The organism is Spirillospora sp. CA-294931 (assembly GCF_050946795.1).
In the GTDB taxonomy this organism is placed as follows: domain Bacteria; phylum Actinomycetota; class Actinomycetes; order Streptosporangiales; family Streptosporangiaceae; genus Spirillospora.
In genome coordinates this window covers 7,677,464-7,696,668 of the sequence record NZ_CP192006.1, presented here as the reverse complement: position 1 = coordinate 7,696,668, position 19,205 = coordinate 7,677,464, and the positions used below count along the sequence as shown (strand labels likewise).

General features: G+C 72.4%; 14 protein-coding genes. 6 read left to right on the top strand and 8 right to left on the bottom strand.

Annotated elements, in window-relative coordinates; translation table 11 throughout:
* Nucleotides 1–104: 104 nt before the first annotated feature.
* Both ACQPY4_RS34815 and ACQPY4_RS34810 read right to left on the bottom strand, forming a co-directional pair.
* Entirely contained in the window at nucleotides 105–1,067 is a 963-nt protein-coding gene (locus ACQPY4_RS34815; RefSeq protein WP_433328353.1) for an SMP-30/gluconolactonase/LRE family protein, read from the bottom strand.
* Nucleotides 1,068–1,192: 125 nt separating this feature from the next.
* Nucleotides 1,193–1,348, bottom strand: a complete 156-nt coding sequence (locus tag ACQPY4_RS34810; protein ID WP_433328351.1) for a hypothetical protein — start codon at nucleotides 1,346–1,348, stop codon at nucleotides 1,193–1,195.
* Between the two features lie 86 nt (nucleotides 1,349–1,434).
* Here ACQPY4_RS34810 and ACQPY4_RS34805 point away from each other — a divergent pair, with 86 nt between their 5' ends.
* Complete coding sequence (locus ACQPY4_RS34805) at nucleotides 1,435–2,910, top strand: serine/threonine-protein kinase (protein WP_433328349.1); 1,476 nt, start codon at nucleotides 1,435–1,437, stop codon at nucleotides 2,908–2,910.
* Here the strand turns inward: ACQPY4_RS34805 and ACQPY4_RS34800 are convergent.
* The 6 genes from ACQPY4_RS34800 to ACQPY4_RS34775 all read right to left on the bottom strand — a co-directional run bounded on the left by ACQPY4_RS34800 (nucleotide 2,907) and on the right by ACQPY4_RS34775 (nucleotide 11,671).
* Nucleotides 2,907–3,692 (bottom strand): sugar phosphate isomerase/epimerase family protein, encoded by a 786-nt coding sequence (locus ACQPY4_RS34800; RefSeq protein ID WP_433328347.1) that lies wholly within the window; start codon nucleotides 3,690–3,692, stop codon nucleotides 2,907–2,909. The two genes, ACQPY4_RS34805 and ACQPY4_RS34800, sit on opposite strands and share 4 nt — an antisense overlap.
* Nucleotides 3,689–5,563: a DUF2264 domain-containing protein gene (locus tag ACQPY4_RS34795; RefSeq protein WP_433328345.1), complete on the bottom strand. Its 1,875-nt coding sequence runs from the start codon at nucleotides 5,561–5,563 to the stop codon at nucleotides 3,689–3,691. Before ACQPY4_RS34795 ends, ACQPY4_RS34800 begins: the two co-directional genes overlap by 4 nt.
* A 13-nt stretch (nucleotides 5,564–5,576) precedes the next feature.
* The gene (locus ACQPY4_RS34790; protein ID WP_433328343.1) at nucleotides 5,577–7,937 is read right to left on the bottom strand and encodes a polysaccharide lyase 8 family protein; all 2,361 of its coding nucleotides are present in this window, start codon (nucleotides 7,935–7,937) and stop codon (nucleotides 5,577–5,579) included.
* Between the two features lie 4 nt (nucleotides 7,938–7,941).
* The gene (locus tag ACQPY4_RS34785) at nucleotides 7,942–9,309 is read right to left on the bottom strand and encodes a M60 family metallopeptidase (protein WP_433328341.1); all 1,368 of its coding nucleotides are present in this window, start codon (nucleotides 9,307–9,309) and stop codon (nucleotides 7,942–7,944) included.
* 133 nt (nucleotides 9,310–9,442) lie between these two features.
* On the bottom strand, nucleotides 9,443–10,540 hold the full coding sequence (locus ACQPY4_RS34780; RefSeq protein WP_433328339.1) for a LacI family DNA-binding transcriptional regulator: 1,098 nt from the start codon (nucleotides 10,538–10,540) through the stop codon (nucleotides 9,443–9,445).
* Nucleotides 10,541–10,597: 57 nt separating this feature from the next.
* Complete coding sequence (locus tag ACQPY4_RS34775; protein ID WP_433328337.1) at nucleotides 10,598–11,671, bottom strand: hydroxyacid dehydrogenase; 1,074 nt, start codon at nucleotides 11,669–11,671, stop codon at nucleotides 10,598–10,600.
* A gap of 191 nt (nucleotides 11,672–11,862) precedes the next feature.
* Between ACQPY4_RS34775 and ACQPY4_RS34770 the strand changes: the two genes are divergently transcribed.
* The 5 genes from ACQPY4_RS34770 to ACQPY4_RS34750 are packed head-to-tail and all read left to right on the top strand — an operon-like array spanning nucleotide 11,863 to nucleotide 19,161.
* Nucleotides 11,863–12,867, top strand: a complete 1,005-nt coding sequence (locus ACQPY4_RS34770; RefSeq protein ID WP_433328335.1) for an ABC transporter permease — start codon at nucleotides 11,863–11,865, stop codon at nucleotides 12,865–12,867.
* Nucleotides 12,851–13,759, top strand: coding sequence for a carbohydrate ABC transporter permease (locus ACQPY4_RS34765; RefSeq protein WP_433328333.1), 909 nt, complete (start codon nucleotides 12,851–12,853; stop codon nucleotides 13,757–13,759). The genes ACQPY4_RS34770 and ACQPY4_RS34765 overlap by 17 nt, the downstream gene beginning before the upstream one ends.
* 59 nt (nucleotides 13,760–13,818) lie before the next feature.
* Nucleotides 13,819–15,489 (top strand): extracellular solute-binding protein, encoded by a 1,671-nt coding sequence (locus tag ACQPY4_RS34760; protein ID WP_433328331.1) that lies wholly within the window; start codon nucleotides 13,819–13,821, stop codon nucleotides 15,487–15,489.
* Between the two features lie 4 nt (nucleotides 15,490–15,493).
* A complete protein-coding gene (locus ACQPY4_RS34755) occupies nucleotides 15,494–16,942 on the top strand; it encodes a M1 family metallopeptidase (RefSeq protein ID WP_433328329.1) in 1,449 nt (482 codons plus the stop codon).
* Nucleotides 16,939–19,161 (top strand): galactose-binding domain-containing protein, encoded by a 2,223-nt coding sequence (locus tag ACQPY4_RS34750; RefSeq protein WP_433328327.1) that lies wholly within the window; start codon nucleotides 16,939–16,941, stop codon nucleotides 19,159–19,161. Before ACQPY4_RS34755 ends, ACQPY4_RS34750 begins: the two co-directional genes overlap by 4 nt.
* The last annotated feature ends 44 nt before the right edge of the window (nucleotides 19,162–19,205 follow it).

Below are 19,205 nucleotides of genomic sequence, written 5' to 3'. Positions count from 1 at the left end.
CGTGTGACCGTTCGCCTGAAAGGTACGCCGAAGCCCCATTTGCTCCCATCCGGAGGCCTCGACATACGGATACGCAACAAATCCACGCCACCGGGAGCGCGGGGTCACACCAGGGGGACCGCCACGGCCGCGTAGGGCGTCGTCGGGGTGGGCGGGGTCGCGAAGCGGGCGTTGGCGACGTACAGCCTGCGACCGAACGCGGCGACCGTGGTGGGGAAGTCGAAGCCCTCGTTGGTCACGCGCTTCAGGTAGGTGCCCGTGCGGCCGTCCCGGGCCAGGCGGAAGACGTCCACGCAGTGAAGGCCGTTCTGCGCGATGTACAGCTTGTCGCGGTGCACCAGGAGCCCGTCGCCCCGCTCCAGCGCGGGCGCGCCCGCGAGCCGCACGCGCTCGGCGCGGCCGCTGCGAGAGTCGACGCGGAAGACATGGCCGCCGTGCTGCTGCTGCATCACCAGCAGGGCGGAACGGTCCCGGGGCACCGCGATGCCGTTGGAGTTGAACACGCCCTCGCCCGGGACCTGCTCCCACTCGCCGCCCAGGGGCAGCCGGACGACCGCGTCCTGGCCGGGCAGCCGCCCGCCGGGCCCGAGCGGCAGGCCGTACACCACACCGTTGTACGAGTCGGTGAACCACGCGCCACCGCGGCCGAGGACCACGTCGTTGACGAACGCCGGTCCGCCGGACGCGAGGCGGTAGGTGGCGAGCACCGCGCCGGTCCGCACGTCGACCACCCGGGCGTCGCCGCCGGGGCCGCCGGAGACGAACAGCCGTCCCCGCTGGTCGAGCTTGATCCCGACGGCGGCACGGCCCTCCTGGCCGGGGGAGACGACGCGGCCGCGTCCGGTCCTCAGGTCGGCGCGGTAGATGGCGCCGTTGCCCAGCGAACCGAAGTAGGCGAGCGGGGCGCTCCCGATGGCGATGCCCTCTGGGCGGAAACCGTTCGGGAGAGCGATGGTCGTGGGCCAGCCCGCGTCCGCGTGGGCGGAGGTGGTGGCCACGGTGCCGGTCGCGGCGGCCGTCACGCCCACGGCCGCGTACTTCAGGACGCTACGTCGTTCAACGGTCATGTCAGGGTCTCCGTTCACAGAGCAAAAGGGGGTCTGTTCCCGACAGGGAATACGCTTTCCCCCGTCGTCCACAAGATCCACGCCACCGGCCGCCCGCCCGAGGCCGACAGTGGCCACCGGCCCGGCTAGCCCCGGTCAGGCGGTCGCCGGCGCCGGTTGGCCGCCACCAGTGCCGCCGCGTGGTCGGCCATGAACCGGGGGACGCCGAGCCGCAGGAGCACCCGGTGGAAACGCGAGATCGGATAGCGCGGCTCGTCCGCCGGCTCGTCCCCGTTCCCCATCGCACACTCCCAGGCAAGATCAACTTGATCGTAACGGATGGACCAATTGCTAGCATCCAGACGATCTTGTTTATTTAGGAGGTCATGTGCCCGGATGGGCGGAATTGCTCCCCGAGGATCCGCGCGCGGTGGGGCCCTTCGCGGTGGCCGGACGGCTCGGGGGCGGCGGCCAGGGCACGGTGTACGCGGGCACCGCGCCCGAGGGGACGGCCGTGGCGATCAAGCTGCTGCACCCGCATCTGGCGCAGGACGAGCGGGCGCGCGAGCGGTTCCTGCGCGAGGCCGAGGCGGCCAAGGCGGTCGCGCGGTTCTGCACCGTCCAGATCGTCGGCAGCGGGGTGTTCCGGCAGCGTCCCTACATCGTCAGCGAGTACGTGGACGGGCCCTCGCTGCTGGACGCGGTGACCGCGGACGGCCCGAGGTCCGGGGCGGCGCTGGACCGGCTGGCGATCGGCACCGCGACCGCGCTGGCCGCCATCCATCGGGCCGGGATCGTGCACCGCGACTTCAAGCCCGGCAACGTGCTGCTGGGCCCCGACGGTCCCGTGGTGATCGACTTCGGCATCGCCCGGGCGCTGACCGACGGGATCTCCACCACCAGCCAGGTCGTGGGCAGCCCCTCGTACATGGCGCCCGAGCAGATCGCGGGCGACCCCGTCGGACCGCCCGCCGACCTGTTCGCGTGGGGCGTGACCATGGTCTACGCGGCGGGCGGGGTGAAGGCGTTCACCGGCGAGTCCATCCCCGCGATCATGCAGTCGATCCTGCACGACGAGCCGGACCTCGGACCGCTGACCGGCCACCTGCGCGACCTCGTCCGGCGATGCCTGGCCAAGGCCCCGGCCGACCGTCCCACCGCCAGGGAGGTGGCCGACGCCCTCTTGGACGGCACCGCCCCCGATGGTGTGGCCCCCGTAGCGGCCGAGCGGACATCAGCGGCCGAAGCCGGCGTGGCGGCGGAAACTCGGCAACCGCCCGCACGCGCACGGCGATGGCGGCGGCCCGGTGTGGTCGCGGTCGTGGCGGCCGTCGCGCTGCTGGTCCTGTGCGGAGTGCTCGCCTCCGAGTTCGCGGGCGGGTCCGACCGCGACGGCAAGGACGTGAGCGGACCCCGTCCCACGGAGGGCGCCGCCGCTTCGGTCGCCGCCTCCGGCCCCACGGCCCCGGCGTCCGGGCGATCGGGGACGGCGACGCCGGGACGCGGCTCGCCCGCCACATCGGGCCCATCGAGCGGCAAGCCCACCTCGGGGAACACCAAGCGCCCGGGCGCTTCGCCCACCCAGAGCAAACCGGTGACCAGGCCCCGCACGAGCAGGAAGCCCAGCGGGGCGGGCACCCCCATCGGGACCATGCCGTACTCGGTGCTGACCCCGTACTGCAAGTCGCGTGGCTACGCCTCGGGGGTCACGCTGGCCAACGGCCCCCACTGCGTCACCGAAGACCAGCAGTACGTGCCGATCAACATGAACAGCGTCTGCCGCTACAAGTTCCCCGCCTACCCCAACGCGGTGCTCCAGTCGTACAACTCGGTCGGCGGCAGCTGGACCTGCCTGTCGCACTAGCCGTCGGTGCCGTCCAGCCAGGCGCGGGCGCGCGCGAGCGCCTCGGGCAGCGGCGCCGCCGCGGGATGCCAGCGGCGCTCCCATTCCAGGCTGAGAAAGCCGTCGTAGCCGCGCCCGTCCAGAACGGCCAGGACGTCGCGCAGCGGAAGGACGCCGGTGCCCAGATGGATCGGGGTGCGGTCGGAACGTCCCGCCACGTCCTTCAGCTGGACGTGCCGCAGCCACGGCCCCAGAGCGCCCTCCGACTCGGCGGGCGTCTCCCCGGCGAGCCAGGTGTGCAGCACGTCCCAGATGGCGCCGACGTCGGGGCTGGACGCCAGGCGCAGCAACCGCGCGACGTCGCGGGCGCCGGGATGGGAGTCGTGCGTCTCCAGGAGCAGGACGGCGCCGGGCCCGGCGGCCGCCCTCAGCCGCCTGGCGGCGCGCTCGTCCGCCTCGGGTCCGGCCTCACCGGCCCCCGGGAACACCCGGACGGCGGCGGCTCCCAGATCCCGGGCCAGTTCGCGATGGGCCAGGAGCGCGTCGACGCACTCCCGGTCGCCGATCGACGGGTCGCCCGCGCGGACATAGGACGCGACGCACGCGATGGTCACGCCCGCCGCCGCGAACCGCGCGCGGATCCGGGCGCGCTCGCCGACTCCGAGCGCCGTGGTCACCGGGTCCTCCTCGGAGGCGCGCAGCTCGACCGCGCGCCAGCCGCTGGAGCGGGCGAGCTCCACGATCTCGTCGAGCCCGGCCCCGGGGCACCCGAGCGTGCTGAAGGCCAGCCGTCGCCGGGTCATGCCCGCAGCCGCGCGCCGTCGGGCAGGGTGACGGTGACGGGCCCGCCGTCCGGCGCGTCGACGGTGATCGACTCCTGGAGGGCCCGGGGATGGACGGAGTCGCCGGAGAGCACCACGAGCGAGACGTGCACCGGCCCCGGGGACGACCACAGGCAGGGGGTGGCCGAATGGGGACCGAGCGCATTGGCCTCGACGTCGCGTTCGACCGTGGGCTCGGCGTCCCAGCCGTGCAGGCCCACCAGCGCGCTGGTCAGGCCGTCCTCGGTGGTGGCCAGGGCCCATCGGGGGCCGGTGACCGACTCGGGACGGCGCTCGTGGGCCAACGCGTACCCGCCCTCCCGAATCCTGGCCCCGGGTGGCGCCTCCACCCGGTGGACGCGGATCTCCCACGGCCCGTGCAGAAACGACGCCGACTCGACGCGGTACTCGCCGTCGTCGCCGGGGAGACGGGCGGTGTGCCAGGAGGAGGCGAAACGGTCCCGCGTGACCAAGGGGTGGATGCGCACCCGGCGGCTGGCCGTCCCGTCGGCGGCGACCAGGGCGAGATGGTTGTCGACGTCGCGCGTCCACGCGTGCGGCGCGCTCTGCGGGGCGGTCCGGCTGGAGTAGGCGAGCTTGGCGTAGTGCGGGTCGTCGCAGGCCCCGGCGGGCTCGGGCGGGTTGTGGTCGCTGCCGTGGTTGACGAGCCGGACGATCCCGTCGTGCCGCGTGCCGTGCAGGAGCCACCCGGGTTCGGGCAGGGAGGTGTACTGGTCCGCCTCCTCGATGGGCAGCGGACGCTCGGACGCCGTCCAGACCTCGTGGTCCGGCGGCAGGAGCAGCCCGAGGAAGCCCTTGCTCGCCCAGTAGGGGGAGGCCGGTCCGGAATACGGCTGCGTGGCGGGAAGGAAGGTGCCGTACCAGCCGAGCGGGAGCAGGCCGCGCTCGTCGGGCACGCCGCGCTCGGTGAAGTGCCGCAGGACGCCCGAGGCGAGCCTGCGGGTCAGTCCCGGCGCGAGCGGCGTGGCGTCGGCCAGCGCACCCATCCATACGGGGGCCAGGGTCGCGTACCGGTAGGCGAGACTGCGGCCCTGGTGGACGGGAGCGCCGTCGCCCCCGAAGAAATGCACGTATCCGTTGAGGAACTCCGACAGGCGCTCCTTGTAGACCTTCGCCCGGCCGCCGTCGTCCTCTCCGGCGATCCGCGCCCAGAGCAGCGGGTACAGATGCAGGGCCCAGCCGATGTAGTAGTCGAAGTTGCGGCCGTCGCCGTCGGTGTACCAGCCGTCGCCGACGTACCAGTCCTCGATGCGGTCCAGGCCCTCGTCGATGTCGGACCGCGAGTGGGGCGCCCCCACCGACGCCAGGAACTGCTCGGACACCACCTGGAAGAGCCGCCAGTTGTTGTCCCAGGTCCGGTGGCCGACAAAGCCCGAGAGCCAGTCGACCACCCGCTCGCGCACCCGGTCGTCCAGCCGGTCCCAGAGCCAGCGGCGGCTCTCGTGCAGGCCGACGGCGATCGAGGCGGCCTCCACCATCTGCTGCGAGCAGTCGGTCAGGACGGGCCAGGCCGTCGGCGCGTCCGGGTCGGTGCCCGTGGCCAGGCCGGTCGCGTACCGCTCCACCAGGCGGGGGTCGGCGTCCTCGCCCGCGCCCGCGATGCGGAAGGCCGCCAGCAGGAACGTCCGCGCGTAGCCTTCGAGGCCGTCCAGCGCCACCCCCGACCAGCTCGCCCGGCCGGGGAGGCGGTACTGGGCGAAGCCGGGGGTGGCGTAGGGGACGACACCGTCCAGCATCCGGTCGGCGACCGCCTCCCAGTGGGCGCGCGTCCAACCGGTGCGCGGCGAGGTGACCCGGTCGGTCGGGGGGAGCCGGAGATGCGGTGGTGTCATGCGGACGTCCCGTTCAGATCAGCGTGGCGGTGTGGGTGTGGCCGCGCGAGCCGCCGACCGCGACCGTCAGGCGCGGTCTGCGTCCGATGGTGACCGAGACCGACGGGTCGGCGTGCTTGACGCGCCGTGCGGGCCACGGCAGCTCGACGGTGAGGGCGGCGGCGGTGCGTCCCGGATCGGCCACGGCGACGGAGACGCCTTCGTCACCGCGCTGGACCAGGACGGTACCGGGGCCGTCGGTGACGATCCCGCCCGCCTCGCCCGCCGCCCAGAAGTGCGCGGCGACCAGTTCGGGCCCACGGCACTCCACGGCCTGCACCCGCGCCGTGTTGGCGAGGACGCGGACGCGCGGGTACCGCGCCCAGGCCGCCGTGCGCTCCTTCCCCGCCCCCGGGAGCAGGACGTAGGCGTACGTCGCGCCGGCAGGGGAGACGCCGTGGTCGAACCACAAGGTGGCGTATCTCCGGGTGAGCCGCTCGGTGCTGCCCCAGTCGCTGCTGGTGTTGATGTCGCTCCAGGCTCCCGTGCGTTCCTCGCGCAGGGCGTGCAGTGCGGCCCCTTCGGGGAACACATAGCCGCCGACGCCCTCCAGGTGGGCCCATCGGGCCTCGTCGAACGTGCGCGTCCAGCCCCGCTCTCCGGGCTGGACGGAGCCGTCGACCGTCAGCCGGTTCGTCCCGGCGGCGTGCAGGTTGCGGTTCTCCACGACCGTTTCGACGGCACGTCCGTCCGAGGCGGTGATGCCCGCGCCCAGCGCCACGACCGCGTCGTCGAGGCAGAACCACGCCTTGCGGGCCCGCAGCGTGCTGTCGAGCGCGGCCAGGTCCATCGCGGCCGCGCCGAAGCGTCCGCGGAGCACCGCGCCCCCCGCCACGGCGTTGACGGGGAGCCGGTAGCCCGGGCCCGTGTCGGGCCGGCGGCGCGTGTCGGCCGTGGTGCCGGGCAGCCGGTACGGGTCGACGGTCGGCCAGAAGGCGTCGGAGAACTGGGTGCGGTCGCGGTGGTAGAGGTACGTCATGCCGTCGCCGGTGTGCCAGCCGTGCAGGTTCTCCCCGTTGCCCGCCTCGTAGGCCGCGATCCGCTTCGAGGACAGGCTGAGCGCCAGCGTCCAGTCGGGACGCCGGTGCACGACGCGGTCCATGTCGGCGAACACGGTGTGGCCGATCGGAGAGGGGGCCGACGGGACGTCCCGGTCGGCCAGCACGGCCTGCGCCCGCCGGATCGCGGGCACGTCGGCGATCGACAGGTAGGGGACGTCGGTGTTGCGCCGGATCCACCCCTTGGCGATCGCCTTCCACCGGTCGGCGTGCTCGCGCGGCGCGGCCGTCGCGAGCAGCAGCATCGCGGTGGTCGTGGCCGCGCCCGCGTCGGCGTCCGACAGCGCCGCACGGGAGATCGCGCGGCCCCGGACGGCGTCCATCGACAGCCCGTCGAGGGTGGTCGCGGCGAACGAGCGCTCGACGGCCCGGTGGATCACGCCGATCCCGGGGTCGGTGATCTTCCAGGTGGAGCCCGCGAGCAGGGCCGCGAGGTAGGCGATGCGGCCCAGCAGGACGTTCCCGTACGAGCCGGTGTAGGCCACATGCTCGTGCTGGATGAACGACCCGTCGGCATAGAACCCGTCGCCGGAGGTCACGAGCTTGAACAGGCTGTTGCGACCCGAGTCGCGGGTGTCGGACAGCCCGTCCCTGGCCAGGACGAGCCGTCCCGCGTCCCGGCCGACGATGCCGCGCAGCGCGACGATCGCGGCCTTGTCGGCGCGGTTGGCGCCGGTCTCGGAGTAGGACGGCAGGTTGGTGCGCCGGTCGGGGTTGGGGCAGAACCGGTCGACGGCGGCGCAGTAGGCGGCGATCCGCTCCGCGGGAACGCGGTCGAGGAGCAGGACGCACGTCGCCATCAGCGCCTGCGGCGCCCCGATCTCCCAGGGCCACCAGTTGCCGGTCTCCTTGGCCGAGGGGTTGTAGGCCCGGTCGTTCAGGAACGCCAGACCCTCGGTGACCGCCCCCGCGACGGTCTCGTCGCGGTACAGGCCGGTTCCCGGCGTGGCCCACGCGGTCGTGATGACCGCGAGCCGGTCGTAGGAGAGCCAGATGTTCATCCCGGAGGTCAGCGGGGTCAGGTCGGGCCAGAGCGCGATGCGGGACGCGCTTCGGTCGAGCGTCGTCCAGTGCCCGCGCGCCTTGCGGTCCAGTTTGGCGATCGCGGGGGCGAGGACCGGGTCCCCGGGATCGATCGCGCCGCCGGTGGCGAGCTCGGCGGCCCGCAGGCGGAGCGTGGCGAACTCGTCGGCTCCGGCGGCGTGGGCCCTTCCGGCGATGGGGAGCAGGAGCCCACCGGCACCGGCCGCCAGAAGCGTCCGTCTCGTGAGGTCCACGGCGTCACTCCGCCAGCGTGCTGGGGTCGGTGCCCGGCTTGGGCAGCTTCAGCGCGGCCAGCTCGGCCTTCCCCTGGGCGTCGATCGGGAAGGCCCAGCGGGTGACGAAGAAGTCGGTGAGGTCGCGTCCGGCCACGCGGCTGGAGAGGACGGCCAGCGCGCGGTACCGCTGCGCGTTGTCGCCCGCCTGGGGCTTCTCCTGCCGGACGAGCCGGTGCAGCCTCGGCCAGAAGTCGTTCCCGAAGGCGAGTTCGAGCTGGCGCAGCGGGACGAGCTTCTCCATCGGGGCGAAGGAGGTCTCGTAGGCCAGGCCGTCCTTGCCGAGCTTGGGCAGCGCCGACTGGTAGGGCGTGAGCCCGGTGCCCGCGTCGGGCTTGACGAGGTTCGAGGGCTGGCCGAGGGTGCGCTGCGCGGCCAGCGAGTAGATGTTGACCGTGACCTCGGTCAGCCCGGACGGCTTGTAGACCGTCTGCTGATGCGAGTGGCCGAGTTCGTGGTACAGCCCCCAGCCCCGGGTGCGCAGGCCGTCGACGGTGAGGAGCCGGTCCAGGTAGGCGCGGGGGAAGCCGTTGTACCCGTGGGTGGCGAAGGCGCCGACCCCGCTCGGGACGCGGGAGACCTCGGTGAAGTGGAAGAGGTTGGCGTTGCGCCGGTCCTCGGGGCGCGCGCCGTCCAGCCCGCTGATCGCCGCGTGCGACGCGATGACCGTCTCCAGCAGCTTCAGCCACGTCTCGTGGTCCTGGTCGCGGTAGAGCAGGGCCGCTTCACGGGTGACGGTGACGATGCCGTGGGGTGAGGTGAACTCGACGTAGGGCGAGGCGGTGAAGGTGTTCAGCGCGTCCTGGTAGCCGTCTTCGGTGGTGCGGCCGAGCCGGAAGGCGGGCATGCGGGTGGCGCCGGAGCGGAACTGCACCTCGGCTCGCTCGCCGTTCCCGGGCAGGCTCAGGTAGACCGGTCCGCCGTGCGGGTCGGTGACGGTGGTGGAGCCGTCGCGCAGGGTGTAGGAGCGGGGCGTCTTCACCTCGCCGTAGTAGTCCCAGGTCCCGATCCAGAGGGTGGGCAGCTTGCCGTCGATCGGTGTGACCTGGACGCGCAGGCCGGTGCCCGCCGGGACGTACAGGCCGGTGGGCGTGAGGTCGCTCGCGCGCAGCGCCTGGCCGAGCCGGAGCCGCTCGCTCTCGGCGGACGGCCGCGCGGTCACGGTGACGGTGGTGGCGGCGTCGCCCCACCGGGGCGCCGCCTGGGCCTGGGCGGACGCGGGCCGGGCGGGCTCCGCCGCCGCCGTGCGGGGAAGGACGGGCGCGGTGGCCAGGGCGGCCAGCGCGGTCGCGGCGGCCAGGCCGCTCAGGAGGGTGGGGGTGCTGAGGCGCATGGGCGTTCCTTGAGGTCGGGGGAGTCCTCGGAGGTTGCGCGTCATCATGTAAGCGTTTGCTATAGAAAGGCAAGACCTCGCCGCGTAGTAACACGTTTCCCCAGGTTTTGGCTGGTCGTAATCCAGTAAGCGATTACGCCTTACGGGGGCGGCGGCCACGCGGCGCCACCGAATCGCGGACGACGATGTGCGTGCCGAGCCGCATCAGGTTCGCCGCCGGGGCGCGCCACTCGTCGGCCTCGTCCTCGTCGGGCGTCACCATGCGGATCGCCTGGCGGCCCATCTCCTCCAGCGGGATGTGCACGGTGGTGAGCTTCGGCCGCATCTCCTGGGCGACCGGCACGTCGTCGTACCCCACGATCGAGACGTCGTCGGGAACGCGCAGCCCCGCCTCCTCCAGCGCCTGCACGGCGCCCGCCGCCACCAGGTCGTTGGCGGCGAAGACGGCGGTGAACTCGGTCGCGGACGCCAGCATCGCGCCCATCTCCCGGTAGCCGAAGCCCCGGCCGAACGCCCCGGTGCGCTCCAGCGCGGGATCGGGGTCGACGCCGCGCAGCCGCAGCGCCCGGTGGTAGCCCGCCAGGCGGTCGCGCGTGGTGGAGATCGCGGGCGGCCCGCCCAGGTAGAGGATCCGCTCGTGCCCCTGGTTCAGCAGGTGGTCGGTGATGGCGAACGCGCCGCCCTCGTTGTCGTACTCCACCACGGCGGTCGGCACCCCGCCGCCGAGCGCGGGACGCCCGCACAGCACCAGCTGGGAGTCGCGGGCCCGCAGCTCCTCGGCCCTGCGGGTGAGCTCGGCGGTGTAGGCCCGGTCGGCGACGCTGCCGCCGACCAGCACGACCGCGTCGGCCCGCTGCTCGTTGAGCAGGTCGACGAAGGCCAGCTCGCGCCGCGGATCGCCCTGGGCGCAGCAGACCAGGCACAGCCGTCCGGCCCGCGCGGCCTCGCGCTCCACGCCCCGGGCGATGAACGCGAAGAACGGGTCGACGATCTCGTTGACGATGATCCCGACCGTCCGGTTGGAGGATCCGGCCAGGGCGCGCGCGTGGGCGTTGACGACGTAGCCGAGCTCGCGCATCGCGTTCTCGACCCGCTCGCGGGTCGACGCGGCCACCGGATAGTTGCGGTTCAGCACGCGCGACACGGTCGCCGAGGACACGCCCGCGAGGGCCGCCACGTCCCTGATCGTCGCGTTCCGCTGCTCGGCCGCCTGCCGGGGACTCCGGGGCAATCCGCCACCTCCTTGTGGGTCGGAGCCTATTCGGTCGCTATCGGGTGCCGGGACGCTTCACGCGCTGCGTTCCAGATCTTCGGCGCGCACCGGGTGGCGCAGGTCCCGCCCGGACGCGACGCGGGCGATCTCGTCCACGGCCTCGGCGCCCAGCCGCGCGGTCTCGTTGCCGAGGGCGCCGGCCAGGTGCGGGGTGAGGAAGGCGTTGGGCAGGTCCCACAGCGGGTGCCCGGCGCGCAGCGGCTCGGGGTCGGTGACGTCGAGCACGGCGTCGAGGCGTCCGGCCGCCACGTGCTCGGTGAGCGCCTCGGTGTCGACCAGCGGGCCGCGCGCGGTGTTGACCAGCAGCGCGCCGTGCCGCATCAGCCCGAGCCTGCGCCGGTCGAGCAGGTGCCGCGTCTCGGGGGTCTGCGGTGCGTGGACGGTGACCACGTCGCTCGCCGCCATCAGCTGGTCGAGCTCGACCCGGGTGACGCCGAGCGCGGCGGCGTCGGCGTCGCCGACATAGGGGTCGTAGAGGAGGATGTCGGCGTCCAGGACCGCGTGCAGCAGCTCGATGACCCGGCGGCCGGTGCGGGACGCGCCGATCACCCCGATCGTCAGGCCCGCGGTGCCGATCCAGGGCCGGGTGCCCAGCTCGGCGGCGGTGCGGGCGGAGCGGCGCACCTCGAAGCGCCGCGCCAGCGGGAACGCGCGCTTGGCGCCCAGGATGATCGAGGCCAGCGTGAACTCGGCGACCGGGACGGCGTTGGCCGTCGCCGCCGACGACACCCGCACGCCCCGCTCGAACACCTCGGGCGCGAGGAAGGTCTTGACCGTTCCCGCCGCGTGGACGATCGTCCGCAGCCGCGGCGCCAGGTCGAGCACGGCCGCGTCGATCCGCGGGCATCCCCAGCAGGTCAGCAGCACCTCGGCCTCGGCCAGCGCGGCGGCCGCGCGGGCGGAGGTGAAGTCGTGCAGGACACCCGCCGGGTGCAGGTCGGCGACCTCCTCCAGGCGGGAGCGCACCGGAGCGGGGAACACCTCGTCGAGATATCCGGGCCCCATGGCCATCGCCGTTCGCGGGCGGTACGCGTCCGGCTCGGACGCGTCGCTCCCGGCGCGGGCCGTCGGATCGTCAGTGGTGCGCACCCTGCCTCCGATAGAAAACGGATACTACGAATCGCCTGAACGGTAGAGACCCAGTCAGGTGCACGTCAAGCCCGATGATCGACTCGCCACAACATGGACGTTTCATGAGAACCATTGACAGTTGAGGTAAACGGTTACTAGCTTGCGGCACCAGGAAACTCCGCAGTACCTGGCTGAACGGGATCTCGACCATGGCTGAATCAGCGCCCCCGCTGTCGCGCAGGCGACGGCGGTCCGAGCGCAGGGCGGCGCGTTCCTCGCCCCGCGCGGGCCGCCCTCGGCTCACCCTGTGGCAGCGCGTCAAGCGCGACCGGGTGATGCTCCTGCTCATGCTGCCGGGACTGCTGTATTTCGTGGTCTTCCACTACGTCCCGCTGCTCGGCTACGTCGTGGCGTTCCAGGACTACCAGCCCTACCTCGGCTTCACCGAGAGCGCCTGGGTGGGACTCCAGAACTTCTCGGCGGTCTTCGCCGAGGACGCGTTCTGGACCGCGGTCGGCAACACCCTGCAGATCGCGATCATCCAGCTGGTGTTCTTCTTCCCGGTGCCGATCCTGCTGGCGCTGCTGCTCAACAGCGTGGCCAGCGACCGGCTGCGCCGCTTCGTGCAGAGCGTGGTCTACCTGCCGCACTTCATCGGCTGGGTCATCATCGTCTCGATCTTCCAGCAGATCCTCGGCGGCACCGGTGTCGTGCCGAGCCTGCTGGGCGACATGGGCCTGCCCCGCTACGACATGATGTCCGACCCCGGCGCCTTCCCCTGGCTGCTCACCCTCCAGCTGATCTGGAAGGACGCGGGCTGGGGCACGATCATCTTCCTTGCCGCGCTGCTCAGCATCGACCAGCAGCAGTACGAGGCCGCCGCGATCGACGGCGCGAGCCGCTGGCGCCGGCTGTGGCACGTCACGCTGCCGGGCATCGCGCCGGTGATCGTGCTGCTGATGATCCTCAACCTGGGCCAGATCCTCACCGTCGGCTTCGAACAGGTCCTGCTCCAGCGGGACGCGGTCGGCCCGGACGCCGGTGAGGTCCTGGACACCTACGTCTACTTCAACGGCGTCAAGGACGGCCAGTGGGGCACCTCCGCGGCCGTCGGGCTGGTCAAGGCGATCATCGGGACCTCGCTCGTCCTGGGCGCCAACAAGATCGCCCACCGGTTCGGGCAGGAAGGGATCTACCGTGGCGCAGACCGTTGACACCCGGGGCGGCAAGGGCCGCCCGCCGTGGATGGAGAAGCCCAGCCGGCTGGGGGTGGCGGGCAAGGGCGTCGTCCTCACCGTGGTCGTCGCGGTCGTCGTCTACCCGTTCCTGGGGATCATCGGCACGAGCTTCGCGTCGCAGGCCGACATCGTCCGCGGCGGCGGGCTGGTGCTCTGGCCCGAGCACCCCACGCTGGACGCCTACAAGACGATCTTCACCGGCGACGTGGTCACCCGGGCCCTGATGGTCAGCATCGGGATCACCGTCCTCGGGACGCTGGCCAGCCTCACCGTCACGATCGCGATGGCCTACGGGCTGTCGCGCCGGGGCGTCACCGGCTCGCGGTTCATCCTGATGACGGCGCTGTTCACGATGCTGTTCAACCCCGGCATCATCCCGAACTTCCTGCTGATCAACGAGCTGGGGCTGTTCGACACCTACTTCGCGCTGGTGATGCCCACGCTGGTCAGCGCGTTCAACCTGGTCGTGCTGCGCTCGTTCTTCATGAACCTGCCGCAGGAACTGTTCGACGCCGCCCGGGTGGACGGCGCGGGCGACCTCCGCATCCTCGTCACGATCGTGATGCCGCTCTCCAAGGCGGTCATCGCGGTCATCAGCCTCTTCTACGCCGTCGCGTACTGGAACGCGTTCTTCAACGCGCTGCTCTACCTCAACGACGCCGAGAAGTGGCCGCTGCCCATGGTGCTGCGCACCTTCGTCCTCCAGGGCCAGAGCCTGTCGGGCGGCGTGTCCGGAGAGGCGACGGCGCCCCTTCAGGCCGTGCAGATGGCGGTTCTGGTCGTCGCCGTCGTCCCGATCCTGTGCGTCTACCCGTTCCTCCAGCGCTACTTCACCAAGGGCGTGCTCACCGGCGCCATCAAGGGCTGACCCGCTCCGGCCCTCCCTCAACCCGCCCGTCTCGTCCCTCCTCGGCTAGGAGACTCCTTGTGTCGACCCATGAACCCATCAACCGCAGAACGCTGCTCCGCCTGGGAGTAGGCGCCGGTCTCGGCGTGGCCGCGGCCCCGCTGCTGTCGGCCTGCGGCGGTGGCGGCGCCGCCGCGGGCAAGGCGGAGCGGTTCAGCGCCGCCCTGCTGCCGACCACCACCCCGCGCGACCTCGGCCTCAAGCCCGACCTGCCCGGCACGGCGGCGGGCGTCCCGCAGGGCTTCTACACCTACCCCAAGAATCTGGTCCGCTCCGTCCCCGGGACCCCGCTCGCGGGCGCGCAGACGATCAAGGCGTCGCTCCAGACGTTCTCGCCGCCCGCGCCCGGACGGTCCGGCAACGCCGCGTGGAAGGCCATCGAGGAGCGGCTGGGCTGCAAGGTCGACGTCACCGCCGTCCCGGCCGACGACTGGCCCACCAAGTTCTCCACGATGGTCGCCAGCGGCGACATCGCCGACATCTTCATGTGGCCCGAGACCGGCGGCGTCAGCAACAAGGCCGCCTTCCTCGACGCCAAGTGCGCCGACCTCACACCGCACCTGTCCGGCGACAAGGTCAAGTCGTATCCGAACCTGGCGGCGCTCCCGCGCACCGCATGGCTCGACTGCGTCTTCGGCGGCAAGCTCTACGCCGTCCCGATCACCCGGACCGGCAGCGGCGGCGCGGGCTTCTACCGGCACGACCTGTTCGCCAAGGCCGGTGTCACCCGGCTCGACCAGATCACCGACGTCGACCGGTTCTTCGAGCTGTGCAAGCAGCTCACCCGGCCCAAGGACGGCGTCTACGCGATCATGGCGAGCGTCCTGCAGCTGATGGCCATGTCGCACGGCGCCCCGTACTACTGGCGGCTGGACGAGAAGGCGGGCAAGTTCACCGTCGACCTGGAGACCCCCGAGTACCGGGCCGCCGTGGAGATGGCCCGCAAGCTGCACGAGGCGGGCTGCTACTACCCGGGCTCGGTCTCCATGACCAACGCCCAGAAGGCCCAGTACACCGACCTGTTCAAGAACGGCAAGGCCGCGATGGTCTACGACGGCCTGCCCAACTACCTCAACCCGACCACCGGCTACATCGACTCGATGGCGCAGATCGACGCCGGGTTCGACGTGCGTCCGATGGTGCCCGTTGGAAGCAAGGCCGTGACCTGGGCCGACAACACCACGCTGCGGCAGGTCCACATCAAGAAGGCCCCGGACGCCCGAGTCAAGCAGCTCCTGCAACTCGCCAACTTCGCGGCGGCGCCGTTCGGCACCGAGGAGTACACGCTGATCCAGTACGGGGTCGAGGGCGTCGACCACCGGCGCGACGGCGAGGGCAACCCGATCCTCACCAAGCAGGGGAGCCAGGACATCGCCGTCCCCTGGAAGATGCTCGCCTCGCCGCTCCCGGTCGTCTACAGCGCGGGCAAGCGCGACGCCGTCCGGCACCAGCACGAGGCCCAGTCGAAGATGATCCCGATGATGGCCCCCAACGCGATCGCGGGCCTCACCTCGCCCACCTGGGACTCCAAGGGCCTGGGCAGCCTGCACACGCTGAAGGCCGACGGTCTCAAGGACATCATCTCCGGCCGCAAGCCGATGTCGGCCTACGACTCCCTGGTCAAGGAGTACCTGAGCAAGGGCGGCGAGAAGTGCCGCGCCGAATTCCAAGAAGCCCTCCAGAAGGGATAGGTCCATGCCCCCCAAGCACGGCCTCGTCAGCGCCCTGGCCACGGCCACCGCAGCCGCCTGCCTCGGCGTAGCCCTGGAGGCGACCGCGACCGCGGCGCCCCGCGACCCCCGGCCCGGCGCCCCCGGCGTGGGCGACCCCCTCTTCCCGACGCTCGGCAACGGCGGCTACGACGTCCAGAACTACGACCTCGCGTTCGACTTCACCCCCGGGACGTACGCGTTCACCGGCACGGTGAAGATCAAGGCGACCGCGACCCATGACCTGTCCTCCTTCAACCTGGACACCGACGGCCACACGATCGAGTCGGTCACCGTCGACGGCGACGCCGCCGAGTGGGCGCTGAGCGCGGGCCAGAGCGGCCAGGAACTCACCGTCACCCCCGACGAGGCGCTGCGCCGCCACCGCTCGTTCACGGTGACTGTCGCCTACCGGGGCAACGGAAAGGACCCGCGCAGCGGCCTGTCCGGGTGGCGGTACATCAGCGACGGCGGCTTCGTCTCGGCCGTCCAGGCGTCGCGGGCCGACACCTTCGCCCCCGTCAACGACCACCCGTCCGACAAGGCGACCTGGTCGTTCCACCTCACCGCGCCCGAGGGCTGGACGGCGGGCGCCAACGGCGACCTGACCGGCACCCGTCCGGCGGGCGAGGGCAAGACGACCTGGGACTTCCGGCTGAAGTCGCCGATGGCGCCCGAGCTGATGGGCATCTCGGTCGCCAAGCAGACCTATCTGCGCTCGAAGGGGCCGAACGGCGTACGGCTGCGGCACCTGGTCCCCTCCGACCAGGTCGAGAAGTACCGGCCGATCACCGAGGAGACCGGCCCGCAGATGGTGTGGCTGGAGCGCAAGCTCGGCGCCAGGTTCCCCTTCTCCACCTATGGCGTCCAGATCGTGCGCGACGGCTACGGCGACGCGCTGGAGAACCAGACCCTCTCCCTGTTCGGACCCAACTGGTTCACCCGCCCCACCTACTCGATCACGATGGTCCACGAGCTGGCCCACCAGTACTTCGGCGACTCGGTGACGCCCAAGAACTGGCAGCAGGCCTGGCTGAACGAGGGCCCGGCGACCTACTTCGGCGTCCTGTGGGGCGACGAGCACGGGCTGGCCGACCTCGACGCGAAGATGAAGGCCGCCTACACCAAGCTCGAAACCGTCCGGAAGACCGACGGGCCGCCAGGAAAGCCCAAGGGCCTGGGCGGGTTCAACATCTACGACGGCGGCGCGCTCGTCCTGTACGCGCTGCGCGCCCAGGTCGGCGACGCCGACTTCGACGCGATCCTCAAGGCGTGGGTGCACAGGTTCCGCGACGGCAACGCCGACAGCGAGGACTTCATCGACAACGCCGTGCGCACGACGGGCGACGCGTCCCTGCGTCCCTTCCTCGAAGGCTGGCTCTACGGACTGGAGAACCCCCCGATGCCCGGACGCCCGGATTGGAAGCAGGCATGAGGCGCCTCAGCGTCGCCGTCGCCGTGGCGGGGGCCGTGGTCGCGGCTCTGGCCGCCCCGGTCTCGGCCGCGGGCCCGAAGGTCTACCACGCCGCGCCGCACGGAACCGGCCCCGCCTGCAGCGCGCACCGTCCGTGCTCCCTGACCGCCGCGCGCGACAAGGTGCGCGGGGCGCTGGCCGGAGGCATGGACCGCGACGTCGTCGTCCGGCTCGCGGGCGGCGTCTACACCCTGGACGCGCCGCTCACGCTCGGCGCGGCCGACTCGGGACGCGGCGGCGCCACGGTCACCTGGACGGCCGAGCCCGGCGCCCGGCCCGTGCTCTCCGGCGGCAGGGCCGTCACCGGATGGCAGCCCGCGGCGAACGGCCGCTGGACCGCCAAGGCCCCGGACGGGGTCACCCCGCGCCAGCTCTTCGTCAACGGCGAGCGCGCCGTCCGCGCGCGTGGCGACGCCTGCGAGGCGAAGGTCTGCGACGCGACCAAGACCGGGATGACCGGGGCGAAGGCCAGCGGTGTCGCGTCCTGGGCCAAGCCGACCGCGGCCGAGGCCGTGATCCGCGTGCGCTGGCGCAACTACCACTGCCGGATCGCCGGGGTGAACGGCGACACCCTCACCTTCGCCCAGCCCTGCTGGACGAACTCGGCGAGCGGCACCAACCGCACCGGCCCGTTCTGGGACAGCACCACGGTCGACTCCGCCAAGTACGACGGCGTCTCCTACTTCGAGAACGCCCCCGAACTCCTGGACCGGCCCGGCGAGTTCGCCTGGGACCCGGACGCGCGCACCGTGACCTACCTGCCGCGTCCTGGCGAGGACATGCGGCACGCCGCCGCCGTCGCCCCCGCCGCCGAGCGTCTCGTCGCGCTCGACGGGGCGCACGACGTCCGGCTGTCCGGCCTGGCCTTCGCCCATGCCGCCTATCGCCAGCCCGACACCGACGAGGGCTATGCCGGGACGCAGGCGGGCCTCACTCTGACCGGTGCCACCGGGCCCGCCGACCACGCGGGCCGGTACTACACCAAGCCGTCCGCCGCCGTCACCGTGCGCGGCGGCCGGAACGTGCGGATCGACCGCGCCGCGTTCACGCGGCTCGGCGGGGCCGGGGTGATCCTGGAGGCCGGAACCCGGGACTCCACGGTCACCCGCTCCACGTTCCACGACCTCTCGTCCGGGGCGGTGTACGTGGGCGACCTGGAGCCCATGCCCGAGCCCGAGCTGCGCGGCGAGCGGAACACGGTCTCGTACAACACCATCCACGAGACCGGTGTCGAGTACACCGACTCGGTCGCGGTCTGGGCGGGCTACGAGGCCGGTCTGAAGGTCGAGCACAACACCCTCGACCGGCTCCCGTATTCGGGGATCTCGGTCGGCTGGGGCTGGAACCAGCCCGAGGCGCAGAAGTCCGTGCTGCGCGACAACAAGATCACCGCCAACCGCATCACCAACGCCATGCTGGTCGAGCACGACCAGCACGACGGCGGCGCGATCTACACCCAGGGCGCCCAGCCCGGCACGGTCATCAGCGGCAACTACATCAACCGCTCCGCGTACGGGAACAACGAGCGCGACGGCAACGGCGTCTACCTCGACGAGCAGTCCTCGCACATCGTCGTCGAGCGGAACGTCATCACCCGGGTCGGCTACAAGTGGGTGTCCAACTGGGCCGACTACGGCGTCCAGAACACCGCCCGCGGCAACTGGACCGACACCGAGGCCCCCGCCCTGTCCGGCACCGGCTCCACCATGACGGGCAACCACGCCCGGCTCGACCGGCTCCCGGCCGAGGCCCTCGCGGTCGCCGGTGCGGCGGGCGCCGCACCCGGGCCCGTCGAGCAGCTGCGGCCCGACCTCGCCCGCTCCGGGACGGCCTCGCAGTCGTCCACCGACGGCGCGGCGGGCGCCGCGCTCGGCAACGACGGAAACACCGTCACCGACACCCGGACGCTCGCCGAGCCGGGCGCCTGGTGGCAGGTCGACCTCGGCGGGTCCCGGTCGATCGGGCAGGTCGAGATCTGGAACGCGGCCTCGATGGCGACCGCCGGGTTCGAGGTGCAGATCGCCGAGAACGCCGACTACACCGGCGCCACCACCGTGCGCGTGACCGGTGCCGCGCTGCGCCCGACCCTGGTCGACACCCGCGCGACGGGGCGCTACGTCCGGATCAAGCTGGCCGGCACGGGACGGGTCGCCCTGGCGGGCGTGGCCGTCCACCCGTAGAAAACCCCGGCCCTCCCCGCGTCCGCGCGGGGAGGGCCCTTCCC

What these genes read in the sequence shown, in the direction of transcription:
- ACQPY4_RS34770 (WP_433328335.1), top strand. Translation starts at nt 11,863, where the DNA reads ATGGCTGAATCAGCGCCCCCGCTGTCGCGCAGGCGACGGCGGTCCGAG.
- ACQPY4_RS34755 (WP_433328329.1), top strand. Translation starts at nt 15,494, where the DNA reads ATGCCCCCCAAGCACGGCCTCGTCAGCGCCCTGGCCACGGCCACCGCA.
- ACQPY4_RS34795 (WP_433328345.1), bottom strand. Translation starts at nt 5,563, where the DNA reads ATGACACCACCGCATCTCCGGCTCCCCCCGACCGACCGGGTCACCTCG.
- ACQPY4_RS34815 (WP_433328353.1), bottom strand. Translation starts at nt 1,067, where the DNA reads ATGACCGTTGAACGACGTAGCGTCCTGAAGTACGCGGCCGTGGGCGTG.
- ACQPY4_RS34810 (WP_433328351.1), bottom strand. Translation starts at nt 1,348, where the DNA reads ATGGGGAACGGGGACGAGCCGGCGGACGAGCCGCGCTATCCGATCTCG.
- ACQPY4_RS34750 (WP_433328327.1), top strand. Translation starts at nt 16,939, where the DNA reads ATGAGGCGCCTCAGCGTCGCCGTCGCCGTGGCGGGGGCCGTGGTCGCG.
- ACQPY4_RS34785 (WP_433328341.1), bottom strand. Translation starts at nt 9,309, where the DNA reads ATGCGCCTCAGCACCCCCACCCTCCTGAGCGGCCTGGCCGCCGCGACC.
- ACQPY4_RS34800 (WP_433328347.1), bottom strand. Translation starts at nt 3,692, where the DNA reads ATGACCCGGCGACGGCTGGCCTTCAGCACGCTCGGGTGCCCCGGGGCC.